The following is a 20791-nucleotide window of genomic DNA, read 5'->3' as shown; positions in this document are numbered from 1 at the left end:
TCCTGTAGCCCTACCTGTGATACTTCCAGCAAAGATGCCCAGATACCCGCCAGCGCTATTTCCAGTGCAGTAGCCGGGGCTACGTATGCACCGGCAGCCATATTATCTGCTCCCGGATCAGGTAAAGCACGGCGGTCTATCTTACCGTTRTTCAGCAACGGAAATTGATCCAGCACTACCAGCTGCACCGGCACCATGTAATCCGGTAATTGTGCTTTTAAGTAAAAGAGTAATGCAGCTTTATCAAAAGCGGATGTAACCGTTAGGTAACCTACCAATGTTTTATCACTGACAGCATCTGACTTTACGATCACCACACCTTGTTCTACTGTTTCGAAGGCATTCAGTGTACGTTCTATCTCTCCTAATTCTACCCTATATCCACGRATCTTTACCTGGTCATCTCCACGGCCAATAAACAGGATGTTACCATCTGTACCATATTTCACCACATCACCCGTGCGGTATAACTTTCCATCTCCCTTAAATGGATCATCGATGAAACGTTGGTCCGTCAGCGTTACATTATTCAGRTAKCCGGCCGACACTCCGTCACCACCTATGTATAACTCCCCCGGAACACCTGCAGGACATAGTTCCAGGGCCGGACTTAAAACATAAGCACGGGTATTGGAGAAAGGTTTACCTATAGGAATATGACTACCATAAGCGATGCTATCGCTAACTACATGGAGCAATTTACCTATAGTCGTTTCCGTTGGACCATAGTGATTAACAACCCTACACCCCCTGCCGGTGGCAAGAATAGTATCTACCACTGCTGTTTCCAGTGATTCACCTCCAAATATCAGCAGTTGCTCCGGCAACAATAATTTATCGGGAGCTGATACTGCTTTCCAGTAAGAAGGTACTACCTTGATACAATCTATCCGGTGRGAGGTAAAGTAATCATGCAGTTTGTCACTATCATTGATAAAGGCTTTCGGGAACAGGTGCAATTCYCCTCCCGTAGCCAGGCAACCATATAACACCGTATTGCCCAGATCCGTGGCGATACCTGTCAGCAAAGCAAACGAATGGCAATCAGCAATCGGTAGAGCCGACTGCAAACCAGACAGATAATCAGACAGGTTACGATGCGTGATCATAACGCCTTTGGGCGCACCTGTACTACCGGAGGTATAAATCACATATAACAATTGTGAAGCAGATGGATGAGGCAGGGCGGATACAGCATCGYTCARCAAATCTTCATCCAGTGAAATCACCTTCGCCGCTGTTGATGGCAACAATCCTCTACAACTACTACTGCTCACGATCACCGTTGCTGCGGTATCTTTTAAAATATAACTGATCCGTTCCAAAGGATAATCCTGCTCAATGGGCACATAAGCACCGCCAGCCTTCAATATCCCCAGGATRCCCACTATCATATCAGCAGAACGTTCTATGAACAGCGGCACTAACGTATTAGCCTCTACGCCGTTTTTGCGGAGATGAGCCGCCAATCGGGTAGTACGTGCGTCCAGTTCCTGGTAACTCATAGACTGGCTTTCAAATACCAATGCAGTCGCCTGCGGGGTACGGGCTACCACTGCCGCAAACATATCCACGATCGTTTGATCTGGAGAATAAGGTACCGTTTTTTCTGTGAGTGCCGGCAGTAACTGTTTTTCTTCGGATGTTAACAGGGGCAAATAATTGATCTGTTGTAGCGGGTTGTTCACCACTCCCTGCAACAGCTGCTCATAATGGCCGGCCATACGACGGATACGGTCTTCACTGAACAGTTGGCTGCGGTAAACAATGCTTACCTCCAGCCCTCCTTCCCGTTCTTCTACAAAAAAGGTGATATCAAATCTTGCGGCTTCAGGCCCGGAGCTTTCTGTGGACAAAACAATTTCTCCTAAGCGCAACTCCGGAACATCCGGTGTATTCTGCATTACAAACATCACCTGGAACAGCGGGCTTCTGCTGGCATCCCTGTCTTTTACCACTGTTTCCACGATCTTTTCAAACGGGGCATCCTGATGCTCATAAGCGTCCAGTGTGGTGGTTTTCACCTGTTGCAACAAAGATATAAAGGAAGGATTATTGCTCAGGTCACTACGCAATGCAAGCGTGTTGACAAAGAAACCTATCAGCCCTTCCAACTCACGGTGTGAGCGGGAAGCCGTAGAAGTACCCACACAGATGTCTGTTTGATGAGTATAACGATACAACAATACCTTGAATGCTGCCAGCATCGTCATAAACAAAGATATACCCTGCTTTTGCGACAGTAGCTTCAGCTCATCCCTCAGGCCAGTATCCACTGTAAAGCTTACCTGTGCCCCTTCACGCTGCTGTGACAGCTGGCGCGGATAATCTACAGGCAGTTGCAGTAGACTCACTCCCGACAGTTTATCCTGCCAGTAATCCAATTTTCTGTCGGATACTGCACCTGATAAATAAGTACGTTGCCAGATAGCATAATCGGCATACTGTAATGGCAACACCGGTAATACCGGCATACGCTCACCAGCGCCGGCACTGTACAGCTCCACCAGTTCCTGTACGATGATACTGGCGGACCAGGCATCTGCAGCAATATGGTGCAGCGTAATGACCAGTATATATTCTGCTTCATTCAATACGAATAAATGCGCCCGCAGCATATGATCTGTAGAGAGATCAAATGGTGTTGCTATCAATGCGTGGATATATTCCTGTAAATCATCCGGATGATCTGTTATGATTTGTAATTGCCACAAACCGGTATCCAACACCTGTTGATAGGGCTTACCCTCTTCCGAGCGGATAATGGTGCGTAATATTTCATGACGATTTACAATAGCAGTGAGTGCATCCGCCAAAGCTTTCTGATCCAGGCTGCCTTTCAGACGCAGTATTGCCGGAATATGATATTGTATACTACCGTCCAACTGATCGATAAACCACAGGCGTTCCTGGCTGTACGAAAGCGGAATCCTTTCCGGCCGTACTGATGCAGTGATGGCTGGTAATCCGGAGCCGATGCCACTTGTACGGATAAACCCGGCTAAGCCTGCAATATCAGCATGAGTGAATAAATCCCTTATAGACAGCTTAATATTTCCCCGTTGGCGCAAAGCCGCAACTATCCGCATTCCTGAAAGGGAATGCCCTCCCAGTTCAAAAAAATTATCGTATATACCTATACGTGATACACCCAACAGCTGCTGCCAGATCTCGGTCAGTAGCAGTTCCGTTTCGTTGCGTGGCGCTACATATTCAGCTGCAGCAACATTTATCTCCGGATCAGGTAGATTTTTCTTATCCACTTTACCGTTAGCGGTTACCGGTAACGCCTCCAAAGTTACCCATAGTGCCGGCACCATATATTCCGGCAAACGCTGTCCAAGATATTTTACTGCCTGCTCCCTGCTAAATACCGGTTCAGGTACGATGTAAGCTACTAATTTTTTATTGTTCGTACTGTCAGACTTTGCGAGTACCACTACCTGTTTTACCAGCCCACTCTGTTGCAATACACTTTCTATTTCACCCAGTTCTATACGATAGCCACGGATCTTTACCTGTTCATCAATACGCCCCAGATATTCTATGTTGGTATCTGGTAACCAGCGGACAAGATCACCGGTTCGGTACATCCGTTCGCTGGCACGGAAAGGACTGCTCACAAATCGTTGTACAGTCAGATCCTCCCTATTCAGATAGCCGCGCGCTACCTGTATGCCGCCAATGTACAGTTCTCCGGGAACGCCCGCAGGAGCCAGATTGCCGGAAGCATCCAGGATATACAATCTTGTATTGGCTACCGGGCGGCCTATCGGCACTACTTCCGATACCGATGTTCCAGGTGTGGCAAGCCAGTAGCTCACTTCAATGGCAGTCTCCGTAGGTCCATACAGGTTATACAACGGCGCGGTCAGTTTATCCTGGTAACTCCTGATATGACCGGCCTGTAATGCTTCCCCGCTACAGAGTACCCGACGTAGTCCCGGGCAGGCACCGGCTGTCAGGCTCTCGGTAAAAATCTGTAACATGGTGGGGACAAAATGGATGGTGGTTACGCCATAGCGCTCTACTGTGCGGCGTATATATTCGCCATCCTTCTCTCCTCCCGGCTGCGCAAATACAAGCCTCGCCCCTGTTAACAATGGCCAGAACAGCTCCCATACAGAAATATCAAAACAGAAGGTTGTTTTTTGTAAAACAACATCGCTGGCATCTAATCCGAAATAATCCTGTCCCCATAATAAACGGTTTACAATCCCGCTATGCGCATTCATTACACCTTTCGGTATTCCTGTGGAGCCGGAAGTATAGATCACATAAGCCAGGTTATCCGGATGGAGATCAGCATTGACCGCATATACAGGTTCCTCACTAATAAGCGATGCATGACCGTCTAACGTTAACACCTGTACGTTATCCGCCAGCCCGCCTACCCTGGAGGCATTTATTGAATGACATAACAATATATCTGCTGCTGCATCTTTCAGTATGAAGCCGATGCGTGCTGCAGGATAGGTTGGATCTATCGGCACATAAGCACCACCGGCTTTTAAGATCCCCAGTAAAGCCACTATCATATCCAGTGAACGGTCTATACAAACAGGTACCAGTTTATCCGCCCTTACACCCTGTTTTCTCAGGTAGTGACCTAACTGATTGCTGCGTTCATCCAGTTCCCGGTAAGTTAATGCAGTGTCTTCATACACAACCGCAATAGCATCCGGTGTTTGTAATACCTGATCTTCAAACAGGCTGACCAATGTCTTTTGTTGCGGATAATCTGCTGATGCCCCTTCGGCCATTTTCAGCAGATGGGATTCCTCCCGGGCAGGTAATAATTTGCCTTCAGCAATGTGTTCATTGTAATGCTCCAGGTAATGCATCAGTACCGTGTTAAAGTACGCTTCCAGTTCTTCCGGCGTTTTACCTGATGCTAATGTTCTCCTGAGTGTATAGCTGATGGTAAATACATCGGCAGTTAGGCTTACAGTACAATCGAGATAGGTATTGGTAACATCGTACCCTTCGAAAGCACTGGCATCCACCTCTTCCAATACGATGCCATCCTGAATATCTTTATCCAGGGTTTCATAAACGTGAAAGTTTACAAAGTTGAACATGACATCAAAAAACGGATTCTTACCAGCAGCCGCAGGTTCTTTCGTTATGTTGGCGATTTCAAGAAGACTGGTCCTGTCGTGCTCTTTGAGCTGTACCAGCTTTTTCTCGATATTTTCAAAATACATCTGCCACGTAGCCTCCCTTTTATCCATCTCAAGCCGGAATGGAATGGTGTTCAGAAAACAGCCGAGCACTTTATCTCCATCTTCTTTTACCGGCCTGTTATTGGTCACCAGCCCGATTGTCAGCTCTTCTTCATAAGTGAGCATATTTAATGAAAACAGATAGGCACCTAAGAAAAGACCCTTCAGGGAAATATTATCCTGTTTTGTTTTTTCTTTCAGTTGATGCAGAAAATCACTGCCATACCTGCGGCTGAAGGTATGGTACGTTGTTTCCTTTGAAAAGATATCCAGGCGTTTGTACCCATCAAGCTCCAGTTGCCAGAAAGTATTGTTACTGCTATCCTGCCTGTTTGCCATACTTTCAAGAATAAAATCCTTGTAGGAACTTTTCAGTGGAAGTAATGTTGCAGGTTCCTCTGCAGAGAGCAGGCGTTTACAAAGCTGTAATAACTCGGTGATGAGTGAGGCCACACTCCATCCATCGAGGATGGCGTGATGTACCTGGAGCACCATTACACTGTAAGTCTGTCTGCTGAACAATGAAACGCGCCATAGAGGGGCTACAGCAAACTCAAATGTTTTTTTCCGTTCCTCTTCAAGATAGTCCTGTATAATATTTTTCAGATCTTTCTTATCGGCATGGCGTATATCAAAGCAATCCACCGTTACATCCACTGATTTGTACACCACCTGCATATCATGTGTATCTATACCGAGACGGAAGGCCGTTCTCAATATACTGTGCCTGTTGACGAGTATACCTAATGCTTTCTCTATCAAAGCAGCGTCAAACTGCGCGGGAATCCGGCCTACCAGCTGGTCGTGGTAAAGTGCTTCCTCCTGATTCATCATAGAAGCATATACCATTCCGCTTTCAATATCACTCATCGGATAGATGTCTTCTATCAGTTCTCTGTCCGGTAATTGCGGCAACAGGGTATTTCTGAGTGATGCCAACGTTGTTGCTGCTGCATTGTATATTTTTGTTCTGTGATCACCATCGGCATCCTGTTTATCGAGCAGGGCAGCCAGTTCCTGTATAGTGTTTGCACGATACACATCAAACACCCTTAACTGTTTGTCAAATGCCTGGGATATTTTGCTGACTACCCGGATTACGCGGATAGAGTCACCTCCCAGCTCAAAGAAATTATCGTATATCCCTACCCGTTCTACTCCCAGTAACTCCTCCCATATAGTCGCCAACCGGGCTTCCGACTCATTACGCGGCGCCACGAATCCGGTACGTGCAATGCGGTTCAGGTCCGGATCAGGCAAGGACTTTTTGTTAACTTTCCCGTTGCCGGTCAATGGAATTTCTTCCAGCGGCACCCATATGGCAGGTACCATATATTCCGGCAAATGAGCTTTCAACCACGATTGCAGCGCATCTTTATCAAAATCCCCTTTCGGTACAACATAACCTACCAGCCGTTTATTGCCGGTGATATCTGTTAGGGCTGCTATTACACTTCCGCTTACCAGGCCACTTTGCTGTAATACGTTCTCTATCTCGCCCAGCTCTATGCGAAAACCACGGATTTTTACCTGGGAGTCTATACGGCCCAGGTATTCCAGGTTTCCATCCGGTAGCCAGCGTGCGAGGTCACCTGTTTTATACAATCGCCCGCCTGGMATAAAAGGATTGGCAATAAACCGCTCTGCACTTAATGCAGGCAAGTTCAGGTATTCTCTTGCCAGACCGGCGCCACCTATATACAGTTCGCCCGGAACACCTATCGGTACCAACGTCCTGCTACCATTCAATACATAAGCATACAAGGTGGGAATGGGTTTTCCTATTACGCTGGTACTGCTTTCCAGGTGAGCATCCTGTAATTCCTGATAGGTCACATGTACAGTCGTTTCTGTAATGCCATACATATTAATCAGGCGACAGGCAGGGTAAGTGGCTTTCCAGGTTTTTATCTTAGCCGGATTAAGCGCTTCCCCTCCAAATATTACATACCTTACAGACACTGTATCGGCATGCGCGGTGAGATAATCCTGCAAGACATAAAATGCAGATGGCGTTTGATTGAGTACGGTTATCTTCTGTTCCAACAATAACTGACCAAACAGCGTAGTGTCTTGTGTGGCTTCCCTGGGTACCACTACCAGCCGGCCACCATAAAATAATGCGCCATACATTTCCCAAACAGAAAAATCGAAACAGAAAGAATGGAACATGCTCCATACATCCTTTTCATTGAAATCGTACAGGGGGGTATCTGTTTCAAACAAACGAACCACATTCACATGCTCTATCAGTACACCTTTTGGTCTGCCAGTGGACCCGGAAGTATAAATCACATATGCAGCGTGATCAGCACTTCTTATTGATTCAACCGCATGTACCGGCTGGTCGTTAATTATCTCCAGGTCTGTATCCAGCACTATGACTGTTTTAATACCAGGAACCGCTTCGCAAACAGCGCTGCTACTAAAGTTGCTGACTGCAACAGTTGCCCGGGTATCTTCCAGCATATAACGGATACGATCTTCAGGGTAAAGCGGATCTACCGGCACATATGCGCCACCCGCCTTCAGAATACCCAGGATGCCTATTATCATTTCCAGGCTTCTGTTTATACAGATGGGCACCAGTGTTTCTTCTTTAACCCCTTTACTCCGCAGCAAATGCCCGAGCTGATTAGCCCGTTCATTTAATTGCCGGTATGTCAACTGCTGATCTTCATAAACAACAGCCACTGCATCTGGCCGGATAACAACCTGTTCTTCAAACAGGTCTGCAATTGTTTTATTTTTCGGATATCCGGCTGCGTTGCCACTGAATACATCCAGTAACATCCTTTCTTCTGCAGATGCAAGCATAGGAAGTACACCTATTTTCTCCTCCGGTTTCGATACCGCTGATGTCAGCAACTGCTCATAATGGGTAGCCATCTGACGGATGGTATCTTCTTTATACAGGTCAGTGCAATATTCCACCGTCAATAATAACTTATCTCTTTCTTCCACAATGGTGAAGGTGAGATCAAATTTGGCTGTATGATGTTCAGGCCGTTCCGGAAACAAGGATGCATCTCCCAAAGTAATGCGATGGCTTTTCTTTGCATTCTGTAATACAAACATTACCTGGAACAGCGGGTGCACACTATTATTTCTTTCTTTTACAACCGCATCCACTACTTTTTCAAAGGGCAGGTCCTGGTGATCAAACCCTTCCAGCACTGTTTCCTTCACCTGCTGCAATAAAGTGGTGAAAGTAGTGTTATCATCCAGGTTACTGCGTATGGCCAGTGTATTGATAAAAAAGCCTACCAGCGATTCAATCTCCCGACGTCTTCGGCCTGCTACCGGTGTACCTACACAAATATCTTCCTGTCCGCTATAGCGGTACAGTAGTACTTTTAATACTGATAGTAAGACCATAAACAAAGTAGTACCCTGTTGCTGACTTAACCGGTTGGCGGCTGCTGCGAGCCCTTGATCCAGTACGAGATCCAATACAGCGCCGCGGGTACTTTGTATGGCCGGTCTGGCGTAATCTGCCGGCAGAGTAAGTGGTTCGAGGCCGGATAACTTCCCTTCCCAGTAATGTTGCAGCTCAGCCAATACTTTCCCGGATATATACTCTCTTTGCCAGATAGCATAGTCTGCATATTGTACCGGCAACGGAGACAGTTTAGCGGCACGGCCTTCCGTATGAGCACTATATAGCTCTACCAATTCCTTCACGATTACTGTATCCGACCAGCCATCAGATGCAATATGGTGCATCACTAATGCCAGCACATGATCATTATCCCCAAAGCGCATTAATCCTGCACGCAGCATATGATCTGCAGAAAGATCAAAAGGCTGGTTAAGAAAGTGGGTGATCATATCATGCTGATGATTACCCGGATTACTGATATCAGCCAGTTGCCAGTTATCCGGTGGCAGGATATACTGATAGGCAATACCATCTTCTTCCCGGATAACTGTTCTGAGCACTTCATGCCGGTTAATAATATGCTGCAGGGCATATTGTAATGCCGCCCGATCTATCTTTCCTTTCAGTTTTAATACAACAGGAACATGATAGTGTACACTTCCTTCAAGCCGATCGAGAAACCATAGCCGCTCCTGTCCGTATGACAGCGGGATCCGGGTTATCACGTTTCTGTTATAGGAAGGTATGGTGTTTATCTCGGCGATTCCCTCCTGTTTCAGTCCATGGCTCTTGAAAAATGCAATTAAATGATGTTTATTATCTTTTAACTGTTTCAGATAATGTTCATCTATCTCCTGTTCTCCGGTTGTTTGTACACGTAGTTCATTATCAACAAAAGAGATATTTATACCTGCTTCTTCTCCATCCTTCAATAATCTCAGTATATGGGCCAGATTTAATTCAGACATATTTTAATGGTTTAATGAGTTAAATTTTAAAGCAATGCGGATAATCACAGCACAATTGTTTTTCCGTTTTCCGCTGAATGCAATGGTTTACTTTGATTGAAAGAGATATAACCGGCAAGCAGCTCTATAGTAGGCAGCTCAAAGTATGTCCTGACGGCTATTTTCAACAGGAACTCGTCCTGTACGGCAGCATCCATACGCATAATCAGCAAGGAGTTCATTCCCACTTCAAATAAATTATCGTGTATGCCTACCCGTTCTATCTGTAATAATTGTGCGCAGATATTTGCCAGGGCTTTTTCTGTTTCATTCCGGGGAGCTACATACCCGTTCGCCATCCATTCATTGATATCAGGATCCGGGAGCGCTTTTTTATTCACCTTTCCATTAGTCGTTAACGGCAGCTCTTCCAGTGCTACGATTAAAGAAGGGATCATGTGTGCCGGCAACTTTTCTTTCAGATAATGACTAACCGCGTCCTTGCTAAACCCGGCTTTCGGCACTACGTAGGCTACCAGTCGTTTATTCCCCTGTTTATCTTCTCTGGTAATTACCGTACACTGGTTTACCTGGTCGGATGATTGCAATACGTTTTCTATTTCACCTAATTCAATACGGTAGCCACGAATCTTCACCTGCTCGTCTTTTCTGCCCAGGTACACAATATTGCCATCCGGCAGCCACTTGCATACATCTCCTGTTCTATACATTCTTGCAGATGGTACACTGAAGGTATCCGTTACAAATTTTTCCGCTGTGAGGTCAGGCATATTCAGATAACCTTTCGCCACCTGTATACCGCCCAGGTATAATTCGCCCGGAACACCAACAGGCAACAGATGTCCGCTATCGTTCAATATGTAAGCCCGGACGTTATCAAATGGTTTGCCTATGGGCACGGTATCTGCCGGATGATCATCTTTGTTTGTGTATAAATACCCCGTGGAGGTAACTGTCACTTCCGTAGGTCCGTAAGCGTTATGAAACTCAACATATTCCGCCCAGGCGTTTGCCAATTGAGGCGTACAGGCTTCACCGCTGGAGATCACCCGTTTCAGACGGCCATAGTTGCCAGGCGTAAGTGTGGCCAGGTACCCGGGAGTTACATCCATGTCCGTGATGCCTTCCCGTTCCAGTAGCTGTATAAATAATTGCTTATCCAAGCGCACTTCATCAGGAAGCAATACCAAGGTGGCGCCATTCATCAGGGCCAGGTATATCGGCTCTACGCCTGCGTCGAAACCATAGCTATAAAACTGAAGCAATCTGTCATCCGTTGTTATACCAAACTGCCTGGTACGGCAGTAAATCAAATTTACCAGGGCATTATGAGGAATCATCACCCCTTTGGGTTTACCGGTAGAACCGGAGGTATAGATGATATATGCCAGATCACCGGGAGCCGTGATGTTCACCGGAGGGGTTACCGGCTGATGTTTTAATATATCCGGGTCATTCAGGTAAACCATAACAGCATTACCGGCGCCACCAACAGGCTTATCGCAGATCACCACTTTCGCCTTTATATCGTCCAGCACATAACTGATACGTTCTTCCGGATAGGTAGGGTCTATTGGAACATAAGCGCCACCCGCCTTCCAAATACCCAGGAAGCTCACGATCATATCCAGCCCGTTATCCATGCAGATCGCTGTCAGGCTGTTTCTTGTAACACCTATACCGCGCAGGTAGTGGCCAAGCTGATTCGCCCTTTCATTCAGCTCACGATACGATAATGTATTGCCGTTATAACTTACGGCCACCGCATCCGGGCATTTCAACACCTGTTCCTCAAATACATCCAGCACGGTAAGATGTTCGGGATAATGTACTATAGGTCCGGAAAATGTATCCAGTAGCAGCGTACGCTCCGCTCTGGTGAGGAGATCAATATCACCCAGCCTTATTTTTTCCGGGTTCACCAGCTGTTGCAATACTTCTTTAAAGTGGCCGGCCAGCCGGGTGATATAACCGGCGTCCAGCAAATCTTTGTTATAACTGAATGTGATATTGGTTTCTCTGGAAGAAGAAATAGAAATATTTAATGGATAGTTTGTTTCCTCTTTTAATGCAAGATTGGAGAGCTTTAACTTCCATTGTTTGCCGGCAATCACTTCACTCACCGGATAATTTTCGAATATCAGCAGGCTATCAAACAAGTCACCGTTTACGCCCGTCCAGGTTTGTATTTTACCCAAAGCCGTATACTCATATTCACGGGAGGCTATCTGGCTCTGTTGTATATCTTTCAACCATTGTGCAATATCATTATCTGCATTTACCTGCTGATGTAAAGGAAGTGTATTGATGTAGATCCCCACCCTTTGTTCCACATCCGGTAAATCACCGGGGCGGCCGGATACGGTAACGCCATAGGTAACCGCTTTGTTTCCGGTGTACACATGTAATATAAACGCCCATACACCCTGCATGACAGTACTGATGGTAAGTCCGTGGCGCTGCGCATAATTTTCCACAGCGGTATGCAGTGAGGCATCCAGGCGCAGCTTATTGTCTTCATAAGTACCCCTTCCCCTGGTGCGGTCTGTTACACCGGCCGCTATAAAGGGCAGCAAGCTACCTGTTTCCACCTCTTTCATATACTCCCGCCAGTAGGCCTCTTCCTTCCATTTATCTTTATTGCTGATATAACGTATGTAATCTTCGTAGCGGTCTTCTGTGAAACCCGGCAGTGCGCGGCCTTCAGACAATGCTTCATAGCTCTCCAGCAATTCTTCTATTACTACGGGCAACGACCAGCCATCCATTAAAATATGGTGGAAGCTCCACAACATACGATACCGGTGCTCTCCAGTCCGGAACAGGATGATACGCAGGAGCGGCGCTGCATTAAAGTCAAATCCCAATGCCCGGTCTTTTACCAGATAATCTGCTATAGCGGCTTCCAGTGCAACAGTATCCATTCCCCGATAATCCAGTATCTCAAACGGGATCTCTACTTTTTCGTATACGCATTGCACCGGAAAACCTAATGACCGGTAGTCGAATGAGGTGCGGAGAATACTATGACGCTTTAACAAATGGTTCCAGCTTTGCTGCAACCAGCGGGTATTAACAAGTTCTATATCGCAGGTAAATTGTTCGATGTAAGCATTACTGCCATCATCATACAACCGGTGGAATAACATGCCTTCCTGCAAACCACTCAGCGGATAAATGGTGCTGAGCTGCCGGCTTTTTTCAGTAGCCTTTATTGCCAGAAATCTATCCAGCTGTTCGTATTTCACCAGACCAGTTAACCCGTAATCGGATGGGGTTAGTATGCTTCCCCGTTTAGCCCGTCCTTCACAATGAATGATCAAAGATATAAGGTGTTGATAAAAGAGGGCTGCTACTTCCCGGATGGTAGCAGCATCATAATGCCTGCTGCTGTAACTCCATACCAGGGTCAATGAGCCTTGCTGCACCTGACCATTCACCATCAGCCGCTCTCTCACCATATGCTCCCCGCTGATATTACTTCCGGCAGATTCTCCCGCCAGGATGAACTGATTGTTGTTACCTGAAACAGTATCTACCTGACCCAGATAATTAAAAACAATATCCCAGGGCTGTATATGCTGAAGTGCAGGTATTTTATGAATATACTTCAGCACACCATAACCAATACCTTTGTCCGGCAATTCGCGCAATTGTTCTTTCACACTTTTAATCAATTCACTTTCATGACGACTGTCCGCGTGTAACAATACAGGATACAGCGCTGTAAACCAGCCCACCGTACGATCTGTATTGATGGATGTACCCAGATCTTCGCGGCCATGTCCTTCAAGTCCTATCACCACCTCCTTATCCCCACTCCAATCGCGTAGGGTGCAGGCCAATGCAGTCAATAATAAGTCATTAATCTCTGTATGATAGGCCTGTGGTGCATCCTGTAACAACTGGCGGGTTAGTTCAGTTTCCAGCCGCATAGTGTGGCTGTTGATGTCTTTCATTCTTACTATTCCATCATAACTATGATCTACCGGCAAACGGAAAGCAGATTGTGCCACCTTCTCCCAATAACGGGTTTGAGATAGCAGGCGTGCTCCTTTGCTGTATTGCAGCAATTCGTTGTACCAGCTGCGGTAAGAGGCGCTTTTGGCGCCCAGGTCTACCCGTACGCCGTCCTGTGCACTTTGCAACAGACGGCTGATATCTTCCAGGAGAATACGCCAGGACACACTATCCACCGCCAGGTGATGAATAACAATCAATAAGCGGTTATGGGATTCAGCTGCCGGGGTCTGTATCAATACCATGCGGATGATATCACCGGTTGTGATATCCAGACTTTGCTGATAATGTTCGCAGCAGGTGGTAATGGCCGAAGACATATCTGCCACCGGAACATCCCGGAGATCCTCTGTTACCAGCCTGCTGTAATGTGTATCGTATTGCTGCATCCATTCACCTGCGCTCTGATGATAAGCGAAGCGCAGGGCATCATGCTGCTCCTGCAACCGTTGCAGCATGCCGGACAATATTTCTGCATGAATAGCTTTATCCAATGCCAGCAACACACGCTGGTTATAATGATGCATTCCGGCTGTATTTCCCAGCGCTTCTTCAAAGAAATGCTGTTGAATCGGCAAAAGCCCGGCAACTCCTTCCAGGATACCCTGCTCACCGGAGGCCATGGCGCCTGCACCTTTTCTTGCGGCTACTACAGCGCTTAACCGGGCAACAGTGGGATAAAGAAATACTTCCTTCACCTGTAACTCACATCCTGCCCGTTTGGCGCGGCTCACCATCTGGATCGTAATGATAGAGTCTCCACCAAGCCAGAAGAAATTATCATGTATGCCCACACGTGATACCCCCAGTAATCCTTTCCAGATATCAGCCAACAGCTGTTCTGTTTCATTTCGCGGCGCTACATATTCATCCTTTGATAATAGCTCAACTGCGGGATCAGCTAATGCATTCCGGTCAATTTTACCATTGGCCGTAAGAGGTAATGTATCCAGTTTTATTAACAACGGCACCATGTATTCCGGTAATTGCTGCTGCAGATAAGTAGTGGCCGCATCTTTATCAAATACCGTCGCTACTACATAACCGATCAGTTGTTTATTTCCCTGCTCATCGGTTCTCGCAATAACTGCACACTGGCTCACCTGACCAAATGATTGCAATACACTTTCTATTTCCCCTAATTCAATTCGGTAACCACGGATCTTCACCTGCTCATCTGTACGGCCCAGATAAGCAATCGTGCCGTCCTGCAGCCATTTGCCGGAGTCTCCTGTTTTATACATCCGTTCACCGGTACGGAAAGGATCGGCTACAAACCTTACTGCTGTGAGCTCAGGGCGATTCAGGTATCCGCGTGATACCCCGATTCCTGATACACATATCTCTCCCGCTACACCTACAGGACATAATTGTCCGTGATCATTCAATATATAGATGTGTAAATTTTGTACAGGCTTACCGATTGGCACCAGATTATCTTCCGGTGTTTCATACATAAAATGATGGGTAATATCATCTGATGCTTCAGTAGGACCATAGGCATTCACAACCGGAATTCTTCCATAATCTTTGTGGTTAAACCATTGTTTCAGCAATGAACGCTGCACGGCTTCGCCTGTTACCAGTAAATACTGCAGCCGGGGTAATGCTCCCGCCGTTTCTTCCTGTAATAAAGCCGACAGATAAGACGGCACCACTTCCATTATACTCACTTCATCATTTTCTATCTGCTTAATCAGCAGGAATGGCTGTAATACCAGATCATCTGTATAAATAACCGTGCGACCACCACAGAGCAATGCAGCAAACATCTGCCATACCGAAATATCAAATGTGTAGGAAGCAGTAAAAGCGATCACCGTATTAATATCAATCTTCAGGTCGTTAATTTTTGCATACAGGTGATTGAGCATCCCGCGATGTTCTACCAGCACACCTTTTGGCTTACCGGTGGAACCTGAAGTATAAATAACATAAGACAGATCGCCGGGAGCAACCACATGTGCCGGCACTGAAACCGGCTGGTCTTTCAGCACCTCCGGTTTATCCAGGCAGATAACAACCGCATTGCCGGCAATACTCAGCGGTTTGTGACAGATCATTACTTTGGCATCCGAATCTTGCAGCATGAAATGTATGCGCTCTTCCGGATAGTTGGGATCTATTGGTATATATGCACCTCCGGCCTTCCAGATACCCAAAATGCTGATGACCATATCCAGGCCCTTATTTAAGCAGATAGCGACCATGCTGTCTGTTGTGACACCCATTGAGCGCAGGTAGTGACCAAGCTGATTAGCCCTTTCATCGAGTTCACGATAGGTCATTGCATCGCTTTCATGCACCACCGCCACGGCATCAGGATACTTCGACACCTGATCTTGAAAGATCTGTACAAAAGTTTTGTTTGCATCGTAGTTTACAACAGGACCACTTATCCATTGCGACAGCAATTGTTCTTCGGGCAACGTAAGTACAGGCAATGTACTGATCTGCCGATCCGGAGCTGCTGCTACTGCATTTAACAACACCGCATAATGGGCTGCCATCCGCTGTACTGTTGCTTCCCGGAATAATGCTTTACTGTATTCGATTTCCAGTTCAAAGCCCTCTGCTGTTTCTATTACACCAAAAGTCAGGTCGAATTTGGTGATCTTATGTTCTATGAACTCAGCGGATACCTTAATATCTTTCAGGTGCACCGGCTCCATTTCCCCTATATTCTGTAACTGGAACATTACATCAAACAGGGGACTACGGCTAAGATCCCGTTCTTCCACCACCAGTTCCACCACTTTTTCAAAGGGCAGGTCCTGGTGTTCATATGCCGATAGCAACATCGTTTTCACCTGTTCCAGCAATGCCGTAAACGACAGATTCCCATCTACCCTGCTTCGCAATGCCAGCGTGTTTACAAAGCAGCCTACCAGGTTATCAAACTCATGAAGGCCTCGGCCGGCAACCGCACAGCCCACACAAATATCATCCTGACCGGTATAACGATATAAGAGTACTTTCAGCACAGTCAACAACGTCATGTATAATGTAACACCCTGCTGCTGGCTGTATTGCTGTATGTCATGCGCCACCTTACCTTCTACTTTACAATGAACTTTCCCTCCGGCCTGTGCCTGAACAGCAGGGCGTGAATAATCCAGCGGAAGCTCCAGCGGAGTAATGCCACTCAAACGATTTTTCCAGTAAGCCTGCTGACGTTTCAGCACCGAACCGCTTACATACGACCGCTGCCAAAGTGAATAATCAGCATATTGCAGTTCAAGAGCAGGCAATAGTACTTCGTGTCCCTCATTGTATGCGGCATATAACGCTGACAGCTCTTTCATGATTACCGGCATAGACCATCCATCGGCCGCGATATGATGCAATACCAACGCCAGCAGATAATCTCCGTCTGCCATCTGCAACCAGCCCGCGCGTAACATATGATCCGCCGATAATAAAAACGGACGTTCCAGGAAAGATGCCACATCAGCATATGCATGGATGGTATCCATAGCCCAACTGTTTGCAGGCAACACGGACTGATAAGCTACTCCATCTTCTTCTATGATGACCGTTCTCAATACCTCATGCCGATCGATGATCGCTTCTAAAGCCTGTTCCATAGCGGAACGGTTCACAGCACCCTTCAATTTCAGCACCAATGGAATATGATAATGTACGCTGCCTTCCAGATGATGGATAAACCACAAACGTTCCTGGCTATACGATAACGGAACACGTGCCGGACGGGATTGTAAGGAGATAACCGGCAATACCGTCTTGTTCTCCTGTTGCGTTATAAAAGCCGCGAGCACAGCTACGGAAGGATAGCTGAATAATTCTTTTACAGAGAGCGTTGTTTGCAGCTGCTTACGTATGGCAGTCGTTAACCTGATTGCCAATAGTGAATGACCACCCAGTTCAAAGAAATTATCGTATATCCCTATTGGTGATATCTGCAATTGCTCCTGCCAGATAGTAGCAAGCACCTGTTCCATCTCATTACGCGGAGCGATATAGGTGTTGATCGCCGTAGTGATTTCCGGTTCAGGTAATTTCCCCCTGTCAGTTTTACCATTTGCTGTTAAAGGAAGCGCCTCCAGTGTTACCCACAATGCCGGCACCATATAGTCCGGTAAATATTGCTTTAAGTAATGGATGACCTGCTCTTTATTAAAGCCGGTGGCCGGTGGTACTATATAGCCCACCAGTTGTCTGTTGCCGGAAACATCCTGTTTAGTATGTACAATGGCCTGCTTCACCAGGTTGCTTTGCTGCAATACCCGTTCTATTTCACCCAATTCTATGCGGTAGCCCCGAACTTTTACCTGTTCGTCTGCACGGCCCAGGTACAGGATATTGCCATCAGGCAACCATTTGCCCATATCACCGGTGCGGTACATTTTAGCACCTGCCTTATGGGAAAATGGGTCTGCAACAAACCTCCCTGCCGTTAATTCCGCGTTATTCAGATAACCCTGCGTAACGCCGGCACCGCCTATGTAYAACTCCCCTTTTACTCCTGCAGACACCGGATGGCCCRCCTGGTCCAGGATATAMACCCGCACATTGGACAACGGTTTGCCTATCGGCAAAGTCCCCGCAGGGTATGACCTCCCCGTTTCGTATTTATAGATTAATGCAGATATCGTGGCTTCTGTAGGACCATAGATATTATAGAAATCCACTAAATTACTCCAGCGCCCGGCCAGTTCACTCGTACAGGTTTCCCCGCCGGATATAATCCGCTTCAATGCACTGTATTTGCCGGCAGTGATATTAGAAAGAAGACCCGGTGTGGCTTCTAAATGCGAGATCCGCTGTTCATTTAAAAACTGTTCAAACAGTGCCATATCTGCCTGKATCTCCTTATCCACCAATACCAGCGTCGCCCCGTTTAACAAGGCAAAAAACAGCTGCTCCACAGAGGCATCAAAGCAGTAGTCTGATGTCATTAATATGTTTTCTTCCGGTGCAATCTGATATACTTTGCTTTGRCAATGTACCAGGTTTACTACTCCACCATGCATGGCGATCACCCCTTTGGGTTTGCCGGTAGAACCGGAGGTATAGATCACATAAGCTGCTGCCGTAGCCGGCACAGCTTTCAGCGGYTCGGTTACACGCAAGGCSGCCACMTTATCCCAATCCTCATCCAGTACAACGATAACGCGGCCCTTATTAMCGACCGCTCCTTTGCCMGCACGGCTGCTTAATACAATCTCTGCACCAGTATCTGTTAACATATGGACGATCCTTTCAGATGGATAGTCCGGGTCTATGGGCACATAAGCCGCTCCGGCTTTCAGGATACCCAGTATACCAACTATCATCTCCACGGATCGCTCAATACAGATACCTACAAATGATCCGGCARTTACACCGTTCGTTTGCAGGTAATGGGCCAGTTGATCGGAGCGTTGCTCCAGTTCACCGTAGGTAAGCCTTTGTTCACCCGCCACCACTGCAGTAACCGCAGGATGAAGTGCAGCTTGTTCTGCAAATAAAGTGGTGAGTGCTTTATCTTCCGGATAGGCGTCAACGTTATCATTCAATGTTGCCAGCAATACCTGTTCCTTCTCTGCACTCAATAGCCTCAAAGTACTGATGCGCTCATCAGGTGATTGTACCACCGCCCGCAGCAATGCTTCGTAATGCGATATCAGTTGTGCGATGGTCTCTTCATTGAACAGATCTGCAAAGTATTCGATATTGCCATATAGGCCCTCTTCACTGTCCTGCATGGAGAGTGTCAAATCCAGCTGTGCCAGCGAATGTTCCAGAGGCATGGATGATAACCTCACTTCTCCTAACCTGAGTGCAGGCGCATCAGGTGTATTTTGCCATACAAACATCACCTGGAATAAAGGATGGCGGGTAAGGTCGCGGGTAGTAACCACGCTTTCCACCACTTTTTCAAAAGGCACTTCCTGGTGTGCATAGGCCTCTAAAGTAGTTTGCTTTATCTGCTGTAACAGGGAGCTAAATAAAAGATCGTCCTTCAGATCACTTCGCAGTGCCAGCGTATTAATAAAAAAGCCGATCAACCCTTCCACTTCCTGCTGCATTCTTCCGGCTGCAGGAGTACCTATACAGATATCTTCCTCACCGGTATAACGATACAACAATACCTTCAGGGCCGCCAATAATGTCATATACATGGTTACTCCCTGTTGCTGCGACAAGGTTTTCAACTGTGCCGCCAGATCCTGATCCAGGAAGAAGCGCCTGCTGGCTCCCCGCTTGCTGGTTACAACCGTGCGCAGATGATCATAAGGTAATTGCAATATAGCCGTCTCCGTTAGTTTTCTTTTCCAGTAATCCAGTTTTTTATCCAATACAACACCGGAGAGATATTTGCGTTGCCAGATGGCATAATCCGAATATTGTACAGGCAATTCAGCTAATTGAACTATTCGTCCTTCCGTGTAGGCATGGTATAATTCGGTCAGCTCACTTACAATGACGCCGGTAGACCAGCCATCAGAGGCAATATGGTGCAATGTTATCACGAGGATATATTCTTCCTCTTCTAATACAATAAGTTCCGCCCTCAGTTTATGGTCTGTTGCTAAATTAAATGGAACCGATGTCAGTGTTTGAATGTACGCAGTTAATACCTCAGCATTATCGCGGTATTGCTGATGATCCGTTACTATCAGCTTCCATTGGTCAGTAGGCAGTACCTGTTGGAAAGGCGTTCCTTCTTCCTGTATAAATATTGTGCGTAATATTTCATGACGATTAACGATTGTTCGCAGCGCATACTCCAGTGCTGCACTGTTCAAATACCCTGTCAGTTTTAATACAGCAGGTATATGATAGGAAACGCTACCCTCCAGCTGATCGATGAACCATAAACGTTCCTGGCCGTACGAAAGCGGGGTATGTGACGGTTTCTCTGCCCGTGTAACTGCCGGTAGTAATGTGCTTTCCGAGCGCCGGCTTAACTGTAAAGACAACTGGCTGATGGTAGGATAATCAAAAATATCGGCGATCGTTACTTCTACCGATAATTGTTTACGCATGGCCGAAATCAGGCGAATAGCCAGCAACGAGTGTCCACCCAGCGCAAAGAAATCATCCTGTAGCCCTACCTGTGATACTTCCAGCAAAGATGCCCAGATACCCGCCAGCGCTATTTCCAGTGCAGTAGCCGGGGCTACGTATGCACCGGCAGCCATATTATCTGCTCCCGGATCAGGTAAAGCACGGCGGTCTATCTTACCGTT

At 46.8% G+C, this 20791-nt stretch carries 2 protein-coding genes; both read right to left on the bottom strand.

Translation table 11 applies throughout. The annotated features are described in order from the left end of the window. Positions 1-9575: non-ribosomal peptide synthetase (locus AC1DCV_RS35300; RefSeq protein WP_477027597.1), on the bottom strand; the 9575-nt coding region annotated here is incomplete at its 3' end. A 44-nt stretch (positions 9576-9619) separates the two neighbouring features. After that, positions 9620-20743: an amino acid adenylation domain-containing protein gene (locus AC1DCV_RS35295; protein ID WP_477027596.1), complete on the bottom strand. Its 11124-nt coding sequence runs from the start codon at positions 20741-20743 to the stop codon at positions 9620-9622. Positions 20744-20791: the final 48 nt, after the last annotated feature.

The organism is Chitinophaga sp. 10T418 (assembly GCF_056394125.1).
This window is presented reverse-complemented; position numbering and strand designations above follow the sequence as displayed.